14 protein-coding genes are annotated in these 19,956 nt (G+C 67.1%); 10 read left to right on the forward strand and 4 right to left on the reverse strand.

The window, feature by feature from the left end; translation table 11 throughout:
* The first annotated feature begins 24 nt into the window (after nt 1-24).
* From PCA10_RS15595 to PCA10_RS15605, 3 genes are read left to right on the forward strand one after another with little or no spacing between them, the layout of a single operon-like run.
* A complete protein-coding gene (locus PCA10_RS15595) occupies nt 25-570 on the forward strand; it encodes a PQQ-dependent catabolism-associated CXXCW motif protein (protein ID WP_016493028.1) in 546 nt (181 codons plus the stop codon).
* Nucleotides 571-623: 53 nt separating this feature from the next.
* Nucleotides 624-1,286, forward strand: a complete 663-nt coding sequence (locus PCA10_RS15600; protein ID WP_016493029.1) for a response regulator transcription factor — start codon at nt 624-626, stop codon at nt 1,284-1,286.
* Between the two features lie 28 nt (nt 1,287-1,314).
* On the forward strand, nt 1,315-2,172 hold the full coding sequence (locus PCA10_RS15605; RefSeq protein WP_016493030.1) for an EamA family transporter: 858 nt from the start codon (nt 1,315-1,317) through the stop codon (nt 2,170-2,172).
* Between the two features lie 149 nt (nt 2,173-2,321).
* On the opposite strand, the gene nahK is transcribed toward PCA10_RS15605, so the two are convergent.
* The 4 genes from nahK to pqqF all read right to left on the reverse strand — a co-directional run bounded on the left by nahK (nt 2,322) and on the right by pqqF (nt 10,227).
* The gene (nahK, locus tag PCA10_RS15610) at nt 2,322-4,892 is read right to left on the reverse strand and encodes a hybrid sensor histidine kinase/response regulator NahK/ErcS' (RefSeq protein WP_016493031.1); all 2,571 of its coding nucleotides are present in this window, start codon (nt 4,890-4,892) and stop codon (nt 2,322-2,324) included.
* Entirely contained in the window at nt 4,879-6,045 is a 1,167-nt protein-coding gene (gene nosP / locus PCA10_RS15615; RefSeq protein WP_016493032.1) for a nitric oxide-sensing protein NosP, read from the reverse strand. The genes nahK and nosP overlap by 14 nt, the downstream gene beginning before the upstream one ends.
* Nucleotides 6,046-6,354: 309 nt before the next feature.
* Nucleotides 6,355-7,533 carry a porin gene (locus tag PCA10_RS15620; protein WP_016493033.1) on the reverse strand — a complete coding sequence of 393 codons (1,179 nt, stop codon included), beginning with the start codon at nt 7,531-7,533 and terminating at the stop codon, nt 6,355-6,357.
* A gap of 246 nt (nt 7,534-7,779) precedes the next feature.
* On the reverse strand, nt 7,780-10,227 hold the full coding sequence (gene pqqF / locus PCA10_RS15625) for a pyrroloquinoline quinone biosynthesis protein PqqF (RefSeq protein WP_016493034.1): 2,448 nt from the start codon (nt 10,225-10,227) through the stop codon (nt 7,780-7,782).
* Between the two features lie 240 nt (nt 10,228-10,467).
* Here pqqF and PCA10_RS15630 point away from each other — a divergent pair, with 240 nt between their 5' ends.
* From PCA10_RS15630 to gcvT, 7 genes are all read left to right on the forward strand, one after another.
* The gene (locus tag PCA10_RS15630) at nt 10,468-10,794 is read left to right on the forward strand and encodes a hypothetical protein (RefSeq protein ID WP_041770299.1); all 327 of its coding nucleotides are present in this window, start codon (nt 10,468-10,470) and stop codon (nt 10,792-10,794) included.
* 409 nt (nt 10,795-11,203) lie between these two features.
* A complete protein-coding gene (locus PCA10_RS15635) occupies nt 11,204-11,428 on the forward strand; it encodes a hypothetical protein (protein ID WP_016493036.1) in 225 nt (74 codons plus the stop codon).
* A gap of 200 nt (nt 11,429-11,628) precedes the next feature.
* Entirely contained in the window at nt 11,629-13,152 is a 1,524-nt protein-coding gene (locus PCA10_RS15640) for a sigma-54-dependent transcriptional regulator (protein WP_016493037.1), read from the forward strand.
* Nucleotides 13,153-13,741: 589 nt separating this feature from the next.
* Complete coding sequence (gene gcvH / locus PCA10_RS15645; protein WP_016493038.1) at nt 13,742-14,119, forward strand: glycine cleavage system protein GcvH; 378 nt, start codon at nt 13,742-13,744, stop codon at nt 14,117-14,119.
* Between the two features lie 9 nt (nt 14,120-14,128).
* A complete protein-coding gene (gcvP, locus tag PCA10_RS15650) occupies nt 14,129-16,993 on the forward strand; it encodes an aminomethyl-transferring glycine dehydrogenase (protein WP_016493039.1) in 2,865 nt (954 codons plus the stop codon).
* 154 nt (nt 16,994-17,147) lie between these two features.
* Entirely contained in the window at nt 17,148-18,524 is a 1,377-nt protein-coding gene (locus PCA10_RS15655) for an L-serine ammonia-lyase (protein ID WP_016493040.1), read from the forward strand.
* Nucleotides 18,525-18,585: 61 nt separating this feature from the next.
* Nucleotides 18,586-19,710, forward strand: a complete 1,125-nt coding sequence (gcvT, locus tag PCA10_RS15660; RefSeq protein ID WP_016493041.1) for a glycine cleavage system aminomethyltransferase GcvT — start codon at nt 18,586-18,588, stop codon at nt 19,708-19,710.
* Nucleotides 19,711-19,956: the final 246 nt, after the last annotated feature.

Below are 19,956 nucleotides of genomic sequence, written 5' to 3' on the forward strand. Positions count from 1 at the left end.
CATAACAAAAACCGAGCGAACGCCATGAAGCGCCTGGTCGCCTGCCTCACCTGCCTGCTCCTGGCACTGCCCGCCGTCGCCGGCGAGGTGCCCGACACTCCGTTGTTCTCCGCCGACGGCTACCGCCTGACGCGCTACCGCAGCCCGACACCCGCCCAGGCCGACGCCGGCCGCACCCTGGATACCGCGCAGCTCCAGGCCCTGCTGGCGGCGCAGCCCGACACCCGGCTGATCGACGTCTACCGCCGCCAGTGGCTGCACGGCCGCTTCATCGAGGACGAACCCCACGCCAACCTGCCGGGCAGCCTGTGGCTGGCCAACGCCGGCGACGGCGAGCTGAGCCCCCAGTGGCAGGACTACTTCAGCCGCAACCTGCGCGAGGCCAGCGAAGGCAGCCTGGACCGCCCCCTGGTGTTCTACTGCCGCTCCGACTGCTGGGCGAGCTGGAATGCGGTCAAGCGCGCCGCCGCACTGGGCTACCGCAACCTCTACTGGTACCGTGACGGCATCGACGCCTGGGAACAGGCCGGCCTGCCGCTGGTGCCCGCCCGTCCCGCTCCCCTCCCCTGACCCGGCGCCACCGGGCAAGCCGCACCATAATGAAAAAAACGAGGTGAAAGGCCGTGTACAAGATTCTGATTGCCGACGACCACCCGCTGTTCCGCGAGGCCATCCACAACGTCATCAGCGACGGCTTCCCGGAAAGCGAAGTGATGGAAACCGCCGACCTGGACAGCGCCCTGCTGCTGACCCAGGAACACGACGACCTGGATCTGATCCTGCTGGACCTGAACATGCCCGGCATGCACGGCCTGAACGGCCTGATCAACCTGCGCAACGAGGCGCCCACCGTGCCGGTGGTGATCGTCTCGGCCGAACAGGACAAGCAGGTGGTGCTGCAGGCCATCACCTACGGGGCGGTGGGCTTCATCACCAAGTCCTCGCCACGGGCGCAGATGACCGACGCCATCGAGCAGATCCTCAACGGCAACGTCTACCTGCCCTCCGACATCATCCGCACCCAGAAGTCCTCGCCCCGCCGCCACCACGACGAATCGGTCATTGCGCCGGAACTGCTGCAGGCCCTGACCCGCAAGCAGCTGCTGGTGCTGGAACGCATGACCAAGGGCGAATCCAACAAGCAGATCGCCTACAACCTGGACATCGCCGAGACCACGGTGAAGGCCCACGTCTCGGCCATCCTGCGCAAGCTCAACGTGCACAACCGGGTGCAGGCCATCCTCTCGGCCGGCGATATCGACTTCGCCGCCTACCTGCGTCGCTGAAAACCGGGGCACGCCCCTAAGGACCACCATGCCCGCCGCTCGCGTGCTGCTGCTCACCGCCCTGGCCATGCTGGCCTTCGCCGGCAATTCCCTGCTCTGCCGCCTCGCCCTCAAGGAAACCGCACTGGATGCGGTGAGTTTCACCGCCATCCGCATCGCCTCCGGCGCGCTGATGCTCTGGCTGCTGCTGCGCCTGCGCCGCCAACCCCTGGCGGCCACCGGCAACTGGCGCGCGGCCGCCGCGCTGTTCGTCTACGCCGCGGCCTTCTCCTACGCCTACCTGCAACTGGACGCCGGCGCCGGGGCGCTGCTGCTGTTCGGCGCGGTGCAACTGTGCATGGTGGTGTTCGGATTGCTGCGCGGGGAACGCCTCAACCTGCAGCAGGCACTGGGCTTCGCCCTGGCCAGCGGCGGCCTGGTGGTCCTGCTGTTGCCTGGGGCCAGCGCGCCGCCGCTGACCGCCGGCCTGCTGATGCTGTTGGCGGGTCTTGCCTGGGGCGCCTATACCCTGCTCGGGCGCCAGGCCGGTGTGCCGCTGGCGGCCACCGCGGGCAACTTCATCCGCGCCTTGCCGCTGGCCGCGCTGTTCCTGCTGCCGTTCATGGGCCAGTTGAGCTGGGATGTGCCGGGGCTGATCTACGCCGTGCTGTCCGGCGCCCTGACCTCGGGCATCGGCTACGCCATCTGGTACAGCGCCCTGCCCGGCCTCGGTGCCTTGCAGGCCGCCAGCGTGCAACTGAGCGTCCCGGTGCTCGCCGCCCTCGGCGGCGCCCTGCTGCTGGGCGAAGCCATCAGCCTGCGCCTGGCACTGGTGTCGGTGGCGGTGCTGGGCGGCATCGCCCTGGTGCTGCGCGCGAAGTTCCAACCGGTGGTGCAGAAGGCATAAGCCCATAGGATCACATAGCTCCGTAGGATGGGTTGAGCCTGCGATACCCATCACCGCATTGATGGGTATCGCTTCGCTCAACCCATCCTACGATCTCAGCAGACGCCAACCTCGCACGAGACCTTTATCCTGCTGTTCCTCTAGCCAACCTACTGCCCCAAGAGGTGGCTCATGGCGGTCTTCAGCTTCATGGGCCGCACGGGCTTGTGCATCAGGGTGTGGCCGAGGTCGCGCAGTTGCTGCTTGAGTTCGTTGCTGTAGTTGGCGGTGATCATCAGCGCCGGTAGCGGGGTGCTGCGGCGGGCGTTGATGGTGGCCACGGCATCGACGCCGTTGCAGTCGTTGTCCAGGTGGTAGTCGGCGATCAGGAGGTCGGCCTCGGCGTGGAAGTTGTCCACCTGGCGGGCCAGGTCTTCCTCGGACAGTGCGGTGATCACCCGGCAGCCCCAGCCCTCCAGCAGGGTGCGCATGCCGGCGCAGATGGCGGCGTCGTTATCCAGCACCCAGACCCGCGCGCCGTGCAGCCGTTCCAACACGGCCCGGGGCTCGTCCGGCGCCTGTTTCTGCCGCGGCACCCGCCGCGCCAGGGGCACTTCCACGGCGAACAGCGAGCCCTTGCCCGGCACCGAGGCCACGTGGATGCGGTGACCGAGCATGCGGGCGATCTTCTCCACGATGGCCAGGCCCAGCCCCAGGCCCCGATCCTGCTTTTCGCGGACGATGTCGCCGCGCTTGAACTCCTGGAAGATCTCGCCGAGCTTGTCCTCGGCAATGCCCACGCCGGTGTCCCGCACCTCGATCCACAGGCTCCGTCGGCGCCGCCGGCAGCCCAGCAGGATGCGTCCTTCGGGCGTATAGCGGATGGCATTGCTGAGCAGGTTGCGGAGGATCCGCGCCAGCAGTTGCAGGTCGCTGCGCACCAACGCGGAACTCGCCACGAAGTCCAGGCGCAGGCCTTCGCTGGCGGCGATCTGGCGGTACTCCACCGCCAGGTTGTCCAGCAGTTCACTTACGGCGAAGGGGGCGATGTCGGGCTTGATCACCCCGGCGTCCAGCTTGGAGATGTCCACCAGGGTGCCCAGCAGGTTCTCCACGTCTTCCAGGGAGTTGCTGACGTTGCGCACCAGGGCCAGGTTGCAGCGCGCCTCGCGCTGCTCCAGCAAGGCGCTGGTGAACAGCCGCGCGGCATTGAGCGGCTGCAGCAGGTCGTGGCTGACGGCGGCGAGGAACTTGGTCTTGGACAGGTTGGCCCGCTCGGCCTCGGCCTTGGCTTCGCGCAGGCGCAGTTCCACCTGGCTGCGCTCGTCGATTTCGCGGCGCAGCTGGGTGTTCAGCGCGGTGAGTTCGGTGGTGCGCTCGCGCACCCGCTGTTCGAGGTTCTGGTAGGCCTGGTGCAGGGCCTCGGCGGTGCGGCGGCGCTCGGTGATGTCGCGGATCAACACGAAGATGCCCACCACGTCGCCATTGGCCAGGCGGTTGGGCACGTACGAGCGCAGCATGCAGCGCTCCTGGCCGTTGTGATTGGTCTCGCTGACCTCGAAGGACAGGCTCTCGCCCGCCAGCGCCCGCTCCACGTAAGGCTCCAGGCGCCGCCAGTGTTCCTCGCTGTGCACCTCGCGCAGGTTCTGGCCGAGCATCGCGCCGCGCGGCCAGCGGTACCACTCCTCGTAGACCTTGTTGGTGAACTCGTAGACCAGGTCCGCGCTGAGGTAGGCGATCAGTGCCGGCACATGGTCGGTGATCAGGCGGATCCAGCGCTCGCTCTCGGCCAGGGCCTCGGCATGGCGGTAGCGCTCGGTGATGTCGGTGAAGGTGTTGACGAAGCCGCCGGTGGGCAGCGGATGGGTGCGCACTTCCAGCACCCGGCCGTTGTACAGGCGCTGCTCCATCTCCAGCAGCGGCCGGTCCCCGGCATCGCGGCTGGCGGGGGTGAGCAGGGGCAGTGCGCTGTCGGCCATGACACTGGCGAAGCTGCGGTGCGCCTCCACCGGGGCCAGGTCGCAGAGTTCCAGGAAGCGATGGTTCCAGAGCTCCAGGATGCCCTCGGCGCTGACCATGGCCACGCCCTGGGAGAGGTTGTCCACGGCCCGTTGCAGCAACCGCGACTTCTGCGCCAGGGCCTGCTCGCGACGCGCGGTCTCGCTCTGCTTCACCTCGGTGATGTCGGTGTAGAGGATCACCAGCCCGCCTTCGCGGGTGGGCCGCTCGCTGACCTGCACCCAGTGTCCGTCGTGCAGGCGATAGAGGACGTTGCCGTCGCTGCCCCGGTGTTCTTCGACTATCAGCCCGGTGCTCTCGGCCAGGCGGCGGATTTCCGTGAGTCGGGTGCCGGCGCAGATGCGCGCGCGGGTACGCGCCCAGAAGGACTTGAAGCGGCTGTTGAACAGCACGATGCGCTGGTCACGGTCGAACAGCACGAAGGCGTCGGAGATGCTCTCGATGGCGTCGATCAGGTGCTGGTGGGCGGTTTCCGCCCGCAGCCGGGCGTCGCTCAAGAGGCGGTTGCTGGCCTTGAGCTCGGCCATGGCTTCGTTCAGGGCGTCGGTGCGTTCGCGCACCTGCTCGGCCAGCACCACCGAATGCTGGAAGGCCGCGTAGCTGTCGTCGCGGCGCGAGGCGCTGGACTCCACCCGCTCGATCAGCGCGGCGTTGATCCGCCTGAGCTTGCGGTTCTCTTCCTCCAGGGCCGCCAGGCGGTCCTGCTGTTCAGCGGCCGCCATTGCCACCCCGGCGGCCGATGGCGACTCCGGTGAAGGTCTGGTTGATGTGCATGCCATTGAACTGCTCTCCGTAGGAGTTGAAGCCGATGACCCGCTGCGTGCGCAGGATCTCCGAGGTGCGGCCCAGCACCTGGGCGTCGCCCTCGATCTCCAGGCGGCGCAGGAAGCAGTCGCAGCCGATGGTCAGCAGGGGCGGGCCAAGGCGCGCTTCCAGGCGCTGGAACAGGGCGTCGAGGTTGGGCAACAAGGGGCCGGTGCGCATGGCGGTGAGGACGATGCCGTTCTCCACCGCGCAGTAGAAGCTGAGGCTGCGGTCGGCGTTGACCCGCTGCACGGAGCGCACGTAGTAGGAATCCCCCAGGCGCACAGCCAGCGGGTGGGCGGCGAACAGGCGCAGGTCCAGCTCGGCCGGGGTCACGCCGATCAGCCGCGCGTAGACGTCCGCCGCCGGCTCGGCGTTGAGTTCCAGCACGCGCCGACTGGTGTTGTCGGCGCGGGTGACCACCAGTTTCTCGCTGCCGGGGACGATGTGGTGGGTGCTGAACACCTCGAAGTCCAGCGCCGTGTTGACCAGCACCACCACCGCCGCACCGGCATGGAAGCGCCCCTCGCAGTAGACGTGGGTGTGCTTGAGGTGATGGTCGTCGGCGGCCGAGCCACCGAAGTGCGGGATGCTGCCGAATGCCGCGCCCAGGGCGGCCAGCACCACCTCCTCGCGGCTGGAGAGGCCGTCCAGCAGGGTCAGGGCGAAGCTGTGGCCCTTGATCGGCGCCAGGGAGTTGGCCCGGCAGTCCTGCACCAGGCGCTCCACCAGCTGCTGGGCGTCGATCAGGCCGAAGCGGTCCATCTCGTCCACCAGGGCGCTGGCGATGGAGAAGCTGCGGTGGTCGAAGCCCACCGCGCTGACGCAATTGCGCCCGTAGCCCTGGGGGGTGATCTCGCCGGCGCTGGTGCAGCCCACCAGGCGTACGCCGCCGAAGTACTGTTCCAGGGCCTGGCCCAGGGCCTGGAGGTCGTATTCCGCCGAGCAGAAGAACAAGACGAAGCCCAGGTGCGGATGGATGAGCTGGCGCGCCAGGTCCTGGGCCACGGCTTCGGCCTCGCTGGCCAGGGACATGGCGGTGACGACGCCCTCTGCCGGTTCTTCGAGCATCCCCCACCTCACGTAAAAGCCATGGATTCGATGGGGAAATTCTACGGAGGGTGTGGGGCGCTCCCCATCCTTCTTGGGTAGCGGGCGGGCTAGTCCGAAGGTAGGAGTCCGTGCGGGAACACTTGTAGGAGCGAATTCATTCGCGATAGGACGGCACAGCCGGCCCAGGCCCCCATGGGCAGGACTTCGTCCTGCTTCGCGATTGAAATCGCTCCTACACAAGAAAGAATTGTGCAGGACCGAGCAACGCAAAAAAGGCGGGAGGGCCTGGGCCGCTCCCGCCAAACACGGAGCAATCGGAGTTGCGACTTACCAGCTCAGCACGGCGCCCACGGCGAAGGTGTCGGTGTCTTCGTTCTGGGCATCGCCCTCGTGGCCGTCGATCTCGAACTGGTTGTACTCGGCCACCAGCTTGAGGTTGTCGTTGATGTCGTGGAACAGGGCCACGCCACGGGTCTCGTAGTCGGCGCCGGTGTTGACCACGCCGTTGCCGTCATCCTTGGTCTTGCCGTAGGACAGCGCCACGCGGTTCTTGCCGAAACGGTAGGAGCCCTGCAGCAGGTAGCCGTCGCTGTCCACCTCGCGCAGGGTGGGTTCGCCGGCGTTGTTGGTGAAGAAGGGGTTGATGCCCTTGGCCTGGAAGCCCGAGCCCACCAGGGTAACGGCGCCCATCCTGGCCTGCACGCCGTAGCCCAGGCCCTTGGAGGTGACGGTGTCGACGTTGGGATCGGTGTTTTCCGAGGTCTGGTAGGCGCCGTTGACCCAGGAGTAGATCTGCGCCCCGCCCAGGTCGAATTCGTAGGTGATCTCCGACTCGAAGCGCGGGTTTTCCTGGTAGGCCTTGCCGGTGGGGCTGTCGTCGTTGGTGTCCACCGGGTCCATGATGCCCACGGCGGCGCGCAGGCCGTCGCTCTTCGGGCTGCGGTAGGTGATCTGCGAGGTGGGGAACGGATAGGGATAGCCGCTGCCGATGTTGCCGAAGGACACGCCGCCGCCATCCACCAGGCCCAGGGTGTCGCTGACCTGACCGTAGCCGGCCAGCAATTCGTCGAGGAGGATGTTGGAACGGGCGAACAGGCCGAAGTCCTTGCCCACCAGCACCTCGCCCCAGTCGCCGCCGGCGGTGCCGTAGAACTGGCGGACGTCGATGGCGGTGGCGGTGCCGTTGGTCTCGCTGTCGTTGATGGTGACCCAGAAGGACGAGCGCGCGCCGAGCTTGATGTCATCCACCTGCTTGCCCATGTTGAAGCCGATCCAGTTCGGCAGGAAACCCATCTTCACCCGCGACTGGCGGCGATCGAACTGTTCGCCGTCGCGGTCCACGTCGCTGTTGACGTAGAAGGCGTTGACGTAGCCATCGGTGGAGAAGGTGGTCTGGTCCTTGTCGTAGAGGACGATCTCGGCGGCGGCCTGCTGGCTGGCCAGGGCTACCGCCGCCGCGAGGGCGAGGCGGGACATACGGGCTTGGTCGATCTTGTTGTTGTGCATGACGCTCTCCGCTGTGGGTTGACGAACGGGCGGGCCGGTCGTGTCGGAGGCGATTATCGAAATGCCCTCTGCCCCTCCATAGGCCGCCTTGGCAGGGGTTTCGTGCTGCTTTGGCCGGGTCTCGGCAGCCGCGCCGGCAAGGCGTACGACCGGGTTGGCCCAAGGTCTTGCGCCGGCGGAGCGACGCGCAGGCACGAAAGGACGAGACCCTTTCGGGCCCGTCCTGCTACCAGGGAACGAGGGGAATCAGGCGTGTGTCTGCCAGTCCGGCGTGGGTGCGCAGGCAGTGGCCAGTGCCAGGCAGGAGGCACCACCGATCAGTTGGCCGAGTAGCTGCCGCAGGGCTTCAGGCGACGCGCCGGCCAAGGCCTGGCGCAATTGTCCTTGATAGTCGGCTGGCAGGCCGGCTTGCCGGTCGAACCAGCATTGCCGGGCATAGGTAGCGAAGCTTGCGCCTTGCCGCGCCAGTTGCGCGTCGAGCGACCGCACCAGCGCCTGTTGTGGCGCTTGCCCCATCAGCCGCCGCTGCTGGATCTGCAGGAAGTCCTGCAGATGGCCAAGCAGGCCGGCCACGGATTCACGGGGCGACTGCACGGCGAACAGCAGGCCGCGCCGAGCACCCACCTGGCGAAAGCCGCAGGCCAGGGCGTAGCCCAATTGCAGCTCCCCACGCAGACGCAGGTGGAAGGCCGGCTCCAGCCACGCGGCCAGCAGCCGCATGGCGGCCTCGGTGTCGGCGCTGATGGCATCCAGCGGATAAAACAGCAGCAGCGCCGCCTCGCCCTCTACAGGCAGATGCCGCCAGCTACGCCCGCCCTGCCCAGCCGGCGCCCGACTGGCCGCCGGCAGGCCCGGTAGTTCGAGATCCAGCCCCACATCGCCGACGCCCAGGCCGTGCCAGCGCGATTGCCACCAGAAGCGCGCCAGGGCTTCCGGGTCCAGCACCGCCGGCGCCTGGGGATCGCCCCCCCATGAGTCGGGCAGGCGCGCCAGCAGTTGGCGGATGGGCAGCTCGCCCGCTTCGCGCAACAGTGCGTCCTGTCTCAGCCGTGGCCCCTGGGCCAGCGCCCGGAGCGGCGGCGTCTGAAGAATGGGCAGCAGATCGGCAAAGACCTGACGCAGCGCCCCGCTCGGTCCCAGCAGTTCCAGCGCCAGGGAGCCCTGCTGCGCCTCGATCCTGCCCGCCACTCCGGCCTGGGCCGCAGCTCCCAGCGTGGGGCGCAACGCCCGCTGCAGACCGTCGGCCAGCCCAAGGGGCAACCCATTGGCTCCGGGGCTCCAGTGCAGGAACAGCGCGCCCTGTTGCGGCGCATCCGCCAACCCCGGCCGCAGCGGCACCAGAGAGGCCTGGGGTGCGGGCACAGGCAAAGGATCCAGGTAACGATTGGCCGGCGGCAACCGCCAGCTCGCAACGGACGTGGCAACCGGGGAATCCTTCAGGACCGCCAGATGCAGGGGAAAGCCCGCTGACTCCAGGTTGGCGGCGCCGTCGGCCGGGCCGGTTTCCAGGCGAATCAACCGTTCGGGACGCAATTGTTCCAACAGCGCCAGCAGATCGTCGGGAGTCGACAGGCCCGGCGCTTGTGCGAGCTCCAGGGGTTCCAGCGCGGCGAACTGGCGCTGCAGCAACGCCAATCGCCCATCCCAGGCATCCTGCCAGGGCGCACCGCGCCGCATGAACGCCAGCCAGGCCAGCACCTCCGTCTCCAGCTGCGCGCCATCCGCTCCGGCCACCCGTTCACAGTCCACCACTACCAGGGCCTGACCCGCATGGGCGTAGTTCAGGCGCAGCCGCAGTCCATCACTGAGGTCGAGGTAACCCAGGCGCGACTGCAGGCCGCCGGGCGCCGGGTCGGCCATCAGGCTGTCGAGCAAATGCACCGCCGCCTCCAGCCCCTCGCCCTGCCCATCGAGGACGAAGGCCAACTGGACCCTTGCGGCGCCTGCCGGCAGGCCCAGCCGCAACCGCCTCGCCCGCAGAGGCAACATGGCCGGTGGTGGCGTTTGGGTCCGCCGTGGGCCTGCCACGCCCGCTTCGCCGAAGCGCCGCGCCATTTCCAGCAGGGCCTGTTCGGACTGCGGCGCCACCAGGGTCAGACACATCCGGCCCGGCTGGTAGTGCTCGCGGTGAAAGCGCCGCAACGCCGGCTCCAGCGCCGACGATTCCAGCGCCAGGCTGGCGGCATTGCCGGCATGGAAGTCCGCCAGTGGGTGCCCCGGCGCCAGGGCCCAGGCCAGGGCGGCTTCGCAGAGGGTCTGTGGGTCCCGAGCACGGGCGCTGTATTCGGCTTGCAGCACCTCACGCTCGCGCCACAAGGCGGCTGTTTCCAGCAAGGGGTTGGCGAGCATGTCCATGAGCCGCGCCAGGGCCGCCGCCAGTTCGGGGGCCGGGACTTCGCAGAAGAACCGCGTGCTGCGGGCCCGCGTACTGGCATTGACCCGGCCGCCCAGGCGCTGGACGAAGGGGATCAGGCCCTGCTCGGGGGAGAAGTCACGGCTGCCAAGGAAAACCAGGTGCTCGAGGAAGTGCGCGAGTCCCGGAAAATCGACCGGTTCGTCGTGGCTGCCGCCAGCCACCTCCACCAAGGCTGCCCCCAGGTTCGAGTTCGGGCGGCACAGCAAGCGCAGCCGCAGGCCGTTGGCCAGCTGCAGGTCCGGCGACTGCGGCTCGGGTAGCGCGATGGGGCTGGACATGGCGGTCGGACACAAGGGAAGTCACGGGTAGCTTCAGGCTCGACCAAAGCACAGGCAATGCTTCTTTGGGCTTAATCCATAGGTACCTGGGTGCTGTTCTTCGGCAGCATGGCTAATTTCCTACAAGCCAATCAGAGATTTGCCAGCACCAGGCATGGGCGTGACTCCATCGTGGCCGAAGGCATCTCAACCCGATAATGGCTCAATGCCACATGGACTGATGGCCCAACCGGAGCACTCATGGATCAGCCCCCACAACAACAAATGCCGCAAAGCGAAATCGCCCTGCTGGCCAATATCCTGGCCCTCACTACCCGCAACATGACGACCATCACCACCCTGCTGGCGCAGGTCACCGCCAACCTGGCCACCACCACCGACAGCAAGCTGCAGACCGCCTCGGCCGGCCTGCTGGACCGGGTGACGGACCTCAGCCACGACCTCGAACTGCAGTGGGATCTGATCCAGTCCCTGGACCGATTCTGCCCCCTGCTCGCCCGCACACCACCGGCCAGGACTTCCCTGGTCACCGAGATAAACATCAGCCAGTTGCCACAAAGCCACTGAAATGGCTTGATCTTTGCCAGGCGATCCATTAGGGTCGCCTCCGTTAGTACCAAGTTGTAAGTCAATCCGGCCCTCCGATCCCTCGCTCATTCGACTCCGAACGAGCCACGCCAAAGGGACATGGCCACCCCCGCCGCCTAGAAGACAGCAGCTCCCGCCCCTGAAGAGCGATGCAGCAAAGCTGTCATGAACGCACGGTAGATTGACCAGGACTGCCAGCCAGGCCCAGACCCTTGCCCGGCGCAGCACCTGGCATCCCATGTACCAGCTGCCAGAGCTTGATCCCGATTGGGGAACTTCATGCCGGCACCCTAGCTCCGATAAGGATCATCCGACCAGAGCCCATTGCTCGGCGGATTCGGAGCCATTGTCTGGCGGTCCATGACCGCAAAACGAAGGAAGCAATACGATGACCATCCATCATCAAGCCCAAGCTGCAATCAGCACCCTGACCCGCGCATTTGCGCCGTTCACCTGCCATATCACCGCCGCTCGCAACGGCAACTTCAGCTTCACCATCGTCAACGAATTTGGTGTAGCCCGTCACAGCGAGCGCTTGTACCCGGAACACTATGGCGACGCCGATCATCTGAAGAATGTGATCGACCGGGCACAAAAAGCCCTGACCTGCTGATGCGGTCGCAAACGAAGAGCCCCGCCAATGCGGGGCTTTTTCATGGACGACGGAAAACGCGCCTGGCCGATTTGGCCCCATTCCCCCTCCTTGGCACTCGCCCTGGCGCAGCAGGCCCGACTGCATCAGCGACGGACTGTTACCCAAAGACGACAGACCGGGCATAATTCGCCCCTTCACATCGCCAGCCCAGCGTTTCCATGCGAATTCACGTCACCTTCATCGACCGCGTCGGCATCACCCAGGAGGTCCTGGCCCTGCTCGGCGGCCGCAACCTCAACCTGGACGCGGTGGAAATGGTGCCGCCCAACGTCTACATCGACGCGCCCACCCTCAGCCCGGACGTGCTCGATGAACTGCGCGAAGCCTTGCACGCCGTGCATGGCGTGCAGGAAGTGACGGTGGTCGACATCCTTCCCGGCCAGCGTCGGCGCCTGCAGCTGGACGCGCTGCTGGCCGCCATGAGCGATCCGGTGCTGGCGGTGGATGGCGAGGGCCGCATCCTGCTGGCCAACCCGGCGCTGATCGCCCTCTACGGCGCCGAGCCCGAAGGCCGCCCCTTGGCCCAGCTGTTCGGCGACGACAGCCTGCACAAGGCGCTGCTGGCACAAGGCTTCCGCCTTCCCCTGCGGGAAATCACCCTCAAGGGCCAGGCCCTGCTGCTGGACGCCGCGCCCATCACCGAGGGCGACCACCTGACCGGCGCCTTGCTGACCCTTTACCCGCCCAACCGTATCGGCGAACGCCTCTCGGCCATGCACCACGACCATGCCGCCGAAGGCTTCGACGCCTTGCTGGGCGACTCGGCGGCCATGGCGACCCTCAAGGGCCGCGCCCAACGCGTGGCATCCCTGGATGCGCCGCTGCTGATCCGTGGCGAGACCGGCACCGGCAAGGAACTGGTGGCCCGTGCCTGCCATGCCGCAAGCACCCGCCGCAACCAGCCGTTCCTGGCCCTGAACTGCGCGGCGCTGCCGGAAAACCTCGCCGAGAGCGAACTGTTCGGCTACGCCCCCGGCGCCTTTACCGGCGCCCAGCGCGGCGGCAAGCCGGGCCTGCTGGAGCTGGCCCACCAGGGCACGGTGTTCCTCGACGAGATTGGCGAGATGTCGCCCTACCTGCAGGCCAAGCTGCTGCGTTTCCTCAGCGACGGCAGCTTCCGCCGGGTGGGCGGCGACCGCGAGATCAAGGTGGACGTGCGCATCCTCAGCGCCACCCACCGCAACCTGGACAAGATGGTCAGCGAAGGCACCTTCCGCGAAGACCTCTTCTACCGCCTCAACGTGCTCAACCTTGAAGTGCCGCCCCTGCGCGAGCGCGGCCAGGACATCCTGCTGCTGGCCCGCTTCTTCATGCAGCAAGCCTGCACCCAGATCCAGCGCCCCGCCTGCCGCCTGGCACCCGGCACCTTCCAGGCACTGCTGGGCAACCGCTGGCCGGGCAACGTGCGCCAGCTGCAGAACGTGATCTTCCGCGCCGCCGCCATCTGCGAGAGCAGCCTGGTGGAGATCGGTGACCTGGATATCGCCGGCACGGCCGTGGCACGGGAAAGCGACGGCGAGGTGAACAGCCTGGAAGAGGCCGTGGAGAACTTCGAGCGCGCCCTGCTGGAAAAGCTCTTCGCCACCTACCCCTCGACCCGTCAGTTGGCCGCGCGCCTGCAGACCTCCCATACCGCCATCGCCCATCGACTGCGCAAGTACGGCATTCCGGGAAAATCCTGAGCCGTACCCGCTTCATTCAAAGCTGATATTTCTTCTAGATATCTTTCATATCCACTTGAATATTAACGATATTATAAAAAGCATGTGAAATCGTAGGATGGGTCGGCCGGCGTTCCGCGAGCCTGCGATACCCATCGGTCGAGGTGATGGGTATCGCTTCGCTCAAGCGGAACGCCGCCCGCCACATCCTACGAACGGCTCGCGGGTCGCCGCCCGACCAGTCAAAATTAACGTAATTTCTCTAAAATCTATTTATCTTGTTGTTTTATAACTATTAAAAGATAAGCCAGAGTACATCCGTATCGATTTCGCTACAGCGTAACGATTCCGCAACAATCCCCCAGAACCCGCACCACGATGGGCCCCGGAGCAATTCGCCGGCAAAGCGGCCATCGCCCCGTAGCGATATCGCTACAGAAAACATTATCCAAGTCATCATAAAGATCGCTCAAAACCTTGAATAACAAGGATTTCAGCGTTCTGGCACTGCCCTTGCTAAAAGGCGGGCAACAGCGCGCGGCAATGACCACGTGCGGGGCTAAGCGCCTGGCAGAAGAAACAGGCGCGAAATACGAGTTGAGGACTGAAGATGAGCGAATTGCGTTTCACCGCCGACCACGAATGGCTGCGCCTTGAACAAGACGGTTCCGTCACCGTCGGCATTACCGAGTACGCGCAGGACGCGCTGGGTGATGTGGTCTTCGTTCAACTCCCGGAACTGCAGACCTACGCCAAGGGCGAAGAAGTCGCCGTGCTGGAATCGGTGAAGGCCGCCAGCAACATCGTCATGCCGCTGGATGGCGAAGTGCTCGAAGTGAACCAGGCCCTGGCCGACAGCCCCGAGCTGGTCAACGAAGAACCCCTGGGCAAGGGCTGGTTCTTCCGCATGCAGCTGGCCGACGCCGGCATCCTCGACAGCCTGCTCGACCGTGCCGGCTACGAAAACCTGCTGAAAGCCAACGGCTGAGGAACGCCCATGAGCATCGAAACCCCGGCCCTGGCCACCACCAATGAATTCATCGCCCGCCACATCGGCCCGCGCGCAGTCGACACCCAGGCCATGCTGCAGCTGCTCGGCTTCGACGACATCGAAGCCCTGAGCGCCGCCGTCATCCCCGACAGCATCAAGGGCACCAGCGTGCTCGACCTGCCGGCTGGCCAGGGCGAGGCCCAGGCCCTGGCCGACATCAAGGCCATCGCCGCGAAGAACCAGCTGTTCAAGAGCCACATCGGCCAGGGCTACTACCCCTGCCACACCCCCAGCCCGATCCTGCGCAACCTGCTGGAAAACCCGGCCTGGTACACCGCCTACACCCCCTACCAGCCGGAAATCTCCCAGGGCCGCCTCGAAGCCCTGCTGAACTTCCAGACCCTGGTCAGCGACCTCGCCGGCCTGCCGGTGGCCAACGCCTCCCTGCTCGACGAAGGCACCGCCGCCGCCGAAGCCATGACCTTCTGCAAACGCCTGTCGAAGAACAAGGCCAGCAACACCTTCTTCGCCTCCCAGCACTGCCACCCGCAGACCCTCGACGTGCTGGTGACCCGCGCCGAGCCCCTGGGGATCGAGGTGGTGATCGGTGACGAGCGCGAGATCAGCGACGCCGGCGCCTACTTCGGCGCCTTGCTGCAATACCCGGCCGCCAACGGCGACATCTTCGACTACCGCGCGCTGGTGGAGCGCTTCCACGCCGCAGGCGCCCTGGTGGCCGTGGCCGCCGACCTGCTGGCCCTGCCCCTGCTGACCCCGCCCGGCGAGTTCGGCGCCGACGTCGCCCTGGGCAGCGCCCAGCGCTTCGGCGTGCCGCTGGGCTTCGGCGGCCCGCACGCGGCCTACTTCGCCACTCGCGACACCTTCAAGCGCGACATGCCCGGCCGTCTGGTCGGCGTGTCCATCGACCGCCACGGCAAGCCGGCCCTGCGCCTGGCCATGCAGACCCGCGAACAGCACATCCGCCGCGAGAAGGCCACCAGCAACATCTGCACCGCCCAGGTGCTGCTGGCCAACATCGCCAGCATGTACGCCGTCTACCACGGCCCCCAGGGCCTGACCCGCATCGCCAACCGCGTGCACCAGCTGACCGCCATCCTGGCTGCCGGCCTGACCCAGCTGGGCCTCGCCGTGGAGCAGGAAAGCTTCTTCGACACCCTGACCCTGGCCACCGGCAGCAAGACCGCCGACCTGCACGCCCAGGCCCGCGCCGCACGCATCAACCTGCGGGAAGTGGACGCCGAGCGCCTCGGCCTGTCCCTCGACGAGACCACCACCCAGGCCGACGTCGAGCAACTCTGGGCGATCTTCGCCGACGGCCAGGCCCTGCCGGCCTTCGCCACACTCGCCGCCCGCGTCGCCAGCCGCCTGCCGGCCGCCCTGCTGCGCCAGTCGGCGATCCTCGAGCACCCGGTGTTCAACCGCTACCACTCGGAAACCGAGCTGATGCGCTACCTGCGCAAGCTCGCCGACAAGGACCTGGCGCTGGACCGCAGCATGATCCCGCTGGGCTCCTGCACCATGAAGCTGAACGCCGCCAGCGAGATGATCCCGGTGACCTGGGCCGAGTTCGGCGCCCTGCACCCCTTCGCGCCGGCCGAGCAGTCCCAGGGCTACCTGGAGCTGACCCGCGAGCTGGAAGCCATGCTCTGCCAGGCCACCGGCTATGACGCCGTGTCCCTGCAGCCCAACGCCGGCTCCCAGGGCGAGTACGCCGGCCTGCTGGCCATCCGCGCCTACCACCAGAGCCGCGGCGACGACCAGCGCGACATCTGCCTGATCCCGCAATCGGCCCATGGCACCAACCCGGCCACCGCCAGCATGGTCGGCATGCGCGTGGTGGTGACCGCCTGCGACGCCCGCGGCAACGTCGACATCGCCGACCTCAAGGCCAAGGCCGAGGAGCACAAGGACCGCCTCGCCGCGATCATGATCACCTACCCGTCCACCCACGGCGTGTTCGAGGAAGGCATCCGCGAGATCTGCGAGATCATCCACGCCAACGGCGGCCAGGTGTACATCGACGGCGCCAACATGAACGCCATGGTCGGCCTCTGCGCCCCGGGCCAGTTCGGCGGCGACGTGTCCCACCTGAACCTGCACAAGACCTTCTGCATCCCCCACGGCGGCGGCGGCCCGGGCGTCGGCCCGATCGGCGTGAAGGCCCACCTGGCGCCCTTCCTGCCGGGCCACGGCCAGTTGGAGCGCAAGCAAGGCGCGGTCAGCGCCGCGCCCTTCGGCAGCGCCAGCATCCTGCCGATCACCTGGATGTACATCCGCATGATGGGCGGCGAAGGCCTGCGCCGCGCCACCCAGATGGCGATCCTCAACGCCAACTACATCGCCCGCCGCCTGGAAGAGCACTACCCGGTGCTCTACACCGGCAGCAACGGCCTGGTGGCCCACGAGTGCATCCTCGACGTGCGCCCGCTCAAGGAGAGCAGCGGCATCAGCGTCGACGACGTGGCCAAGCGCCTGATCGACTACGGCTTCCACGCCCCGACCATGTCCTTCCCGGTACCCGGCACCCTGATGATCGAGCCCACCGAGAGCGAGTCGAAGGAAGAGCTGGACCGCTTCTGCGACGCCATGATCCGCATCCGCGAGGAAATCCGCGCGGTGGAGGACGGCGAGCTGGACAAGGACGACAACCCACTGAAGAACGCGCCGCACACCGCCGCCGAACTGGTGGGCGAGTGGACCCACCGCTACAGCCGCGAACTGGCCGTGTACCCCAGCGCCAGCCTGATCGACGGCAAGTACTGGCCGCCGGTGGGCCGCGTGGACAACGTCTACGGCGACCGCAACCTGGTCTGCGCCTGCCCGTCCATCGAGGCCTACCAGGACGCCTGATGGCGTCCTTCCTGTGGGAGCGGGTTCATTCGCGAATGAATTCGCTCCTACAGGCGTTTGTTTCCAGGACGGCGGTCGGGCCTTTGGGCTCGATTCGCCGGGCTGTCTACGCTGATTAATAAGAAAGAGCCGAGCATCCGCTCAGGAGTGCGACATGGCCCTCAGTGTCTTCGACCTGTTCAAGATCGGTATTGGCCCCTCCAGCTCCCACACCGTTGGGCCGATGCGCGCTGCCGCACGCTTCGTCGAGGGTCTGCGCCGGGAATCCCTGCTGCCTGACACCCAGAGTCTGAAAGTCGAGCTGTACGGCTCCCTCGGCGCCACTGGCAAAGGCCACGGCAGTGACAAGGCCGTGCTGCTCGGCCTGGAAGGCGAGCAACCCGACACCGTCGACACCGAACGCGTGGACGAACGCCTGGCCGGCATCCGCCAGCGCGGCGAACTCTGCCTGGGTGGCGAGAAGACCATTCCCTTCGTGGAAAGGGAGCACCTGGCGATGATCCGCAAGCCGCTGCCCTACCACCCCAACGGCATGATCTTCCGCGCCTTCGACGAGGCCGGCATCCAGATCCGCTCCCGCGAGTACTACTCGGTGGGCGGCGGCTTCGTGGTGGACGAGGAAGCCGCCGGCCTGGACCGCATCGTCGAAGACCGCACGTCGCTGCCCTACCCCTTCAAGACCGCCCGCGACCTGCTCGCCCACTGCGTCGCCACCGGACTCCCGGTCAGCGCCCTGATGCGCGAGAACGAAAAGGCCTGGCGCAGCCCCGAGGAGACCAGCGCCGGCCTGATGAAAATCTGGCAGGTGATGCAGGACTGCGTGAAGGTCGGCTGCCGCAAGGAAGGCATCATGCCCGGCGGGCTGAAGGTCAAGCGCCGCGCCGCCGCGCTCTACCGCCAGCTCAGCGAGAGCCCCGAAGCCAACCTCAAGGACAGCCTCTCGGTGCTCGACTGGGTCAACCTCTACGCCCTGGCGGTGAACGAGGAAAACGCCACCGGCGGCCGCGTGGTCACCGCGCCCACCAACGGCGCGGCGGGCATCGTCCCGGCGGTGCTGCACTACTACAGCCGCTTCGTGCCGGGCGCCAACGACGACGGCGTCGAGCGCTTCCTGCTCACCGCCGCCGCCATCGGCATCCTCTACAAGGAGAACGCCTCCATCTCCGGCGCCGAAGTGGGCTGCCAGGGCGAGGTGGGCGTGGCCTGCTCGATGGCTGCCGGCGCCCTCTGCGAAGTCCTCGGCGGCACCCCGCAGCAGGTGGAGAACGCCGCCGAGATCGGCATGGAACACAACCTCGGCCTGACCTGCGACCCGGTGGGCGGACTGGTCCAGGTGCCCTGCATCGAGCGCAACGCCATGGGCTCGGTGAAGGCCATCAACGCCGCGCGCATGGCCCTGCGCGGCGACGGCCAGCACTTCATCTCGCTCGACAAGGTGATCCGCACCATGCGCCAGACCGGCGCCGACATGAAGAGCAAGTACAAGGAAACCGCTCGCGGCGGCCTCGCCGTGAACATCATCGAATGCTGAGTGCGTACCCGGCACCACGGAACATCAATCGGTGCGCGCGGCGCACCTACAGGAAACCGGAATGACCAACGAAACCCTCGCCAAGACCCCGCTGCACGCCCTGCACCTCGAACTCGGCGCGCGCATGGTGCCCTTCGCCGGCTACGACATGCCGGTGCAATACCCCCTGGGCGTGCTCAAGGAGCACCTGCACACCCGTGCGCAGGCTGGCCTGTTCGATGTCTCCCACATGGGTCAGATCATCCTGCGCGGCGCCAACGCCGGTCGCGCCCTGGAAAGCCTGGTGCCGGTGGACATCCTCGACCTGCCGGCGGGCACCCAGCGCTACGCGATGTTCACCGACGAGAACGGCGGCATCCTCGACGACCTGATGGTGGCCCGCCTTGCGGACGACGAACTGTTCCTGGTGGTCAACGCCGCCTGCAAGGACCAGGACCTGGCCCACCTCAAGCAGCAAATCGGCGAGCAATGCGAGATCGAGCCGCTGTTCGAATCCCGCGCCCTGCTGGCCCTGCAGGGCCCGGCCGCCGCCGAGGTGCTCGGCCGTCTGGCGCCGGAAGTGAGGAAGATGACCTTCATGCAGTTCGGCAGCGTGCGCCTGGAAGGCGTGGAGTGCTTCGTCAGCCGCTCCGGCTACACCGGCGAGGACGGCTACGAGATTTCCGTGCCCGTGGCCCAGGCCGAAGCCCTGGCCCGCACCCTGCTGGCCCAGCCGGAAGTCCAGCCCATCGGCCTCGGCGCCCGCGACTCGCTGCGCCTGGAAGCCGGCCTGTGCCTCTACGGCCACGACATGAGCCAGGCCACCACCCCCATCGAAGCCGGCCTGGCCTGGGCCATCTCCAAGGCCCGCCGCGCCGACGGCCTGCGCGCCGGCAACTTCCCCGGCGCGGGCAAGGTCTTCGCCCAGCAGCGCGACGGCGTGCCGGCCAAGCGCGTCGGCCTGCTGCCCCAGGAGCGCGTCCCGGTGCGTGAAGGCGCGGAAATCGTCGACGCCGATGGCGCCATCATCGGCCGCGTGTCCAGCGGCGGCTTCGGCCCCAGCCTGGGCGCCCCGGTCGCCATGGGTTACGTCGCCGCCGAACACGCGGCCCTGGACAGCGAAGTCTGGGCCCTGGTGCGCGGCAAGCGCGTGGCCATGAAAGTCGCCAAGACCCCCTTCGTGCCGCAACGCTACTACCGCGGCTGATCTGCGGCGGGGCCTACGTTCGCGAACGTAGGTTGGCGCCGAGCCTGCGAGGCCCAACACGCGGAGGCGAAGCCAGGAATGTTGGGCTTCGCTTCGCTCTGCGCCAACCTACAAGAGCTCATCTCCAGCCCCTGGCCCATGGGCGGCCGCTTTCCAGCAGTTTCTTGGGAAAGTTCCCTAAGCTCCTGAAAAACAAAGCCCTTCGCCTTAATCATCGCGACACAATCCCGTCATCAACCGGTCATC

This window comes from Pseudomonas resinovorans NBRC 106553, from assembly GCF_000412695.1.
Lineage (GTDB): Bacteria > Pseudomonadota > Gammaproteobacteria > Pseudomonadales > Pseudomonadaceae > Metapseudomonas > Metapseudomonas resinovorans_A.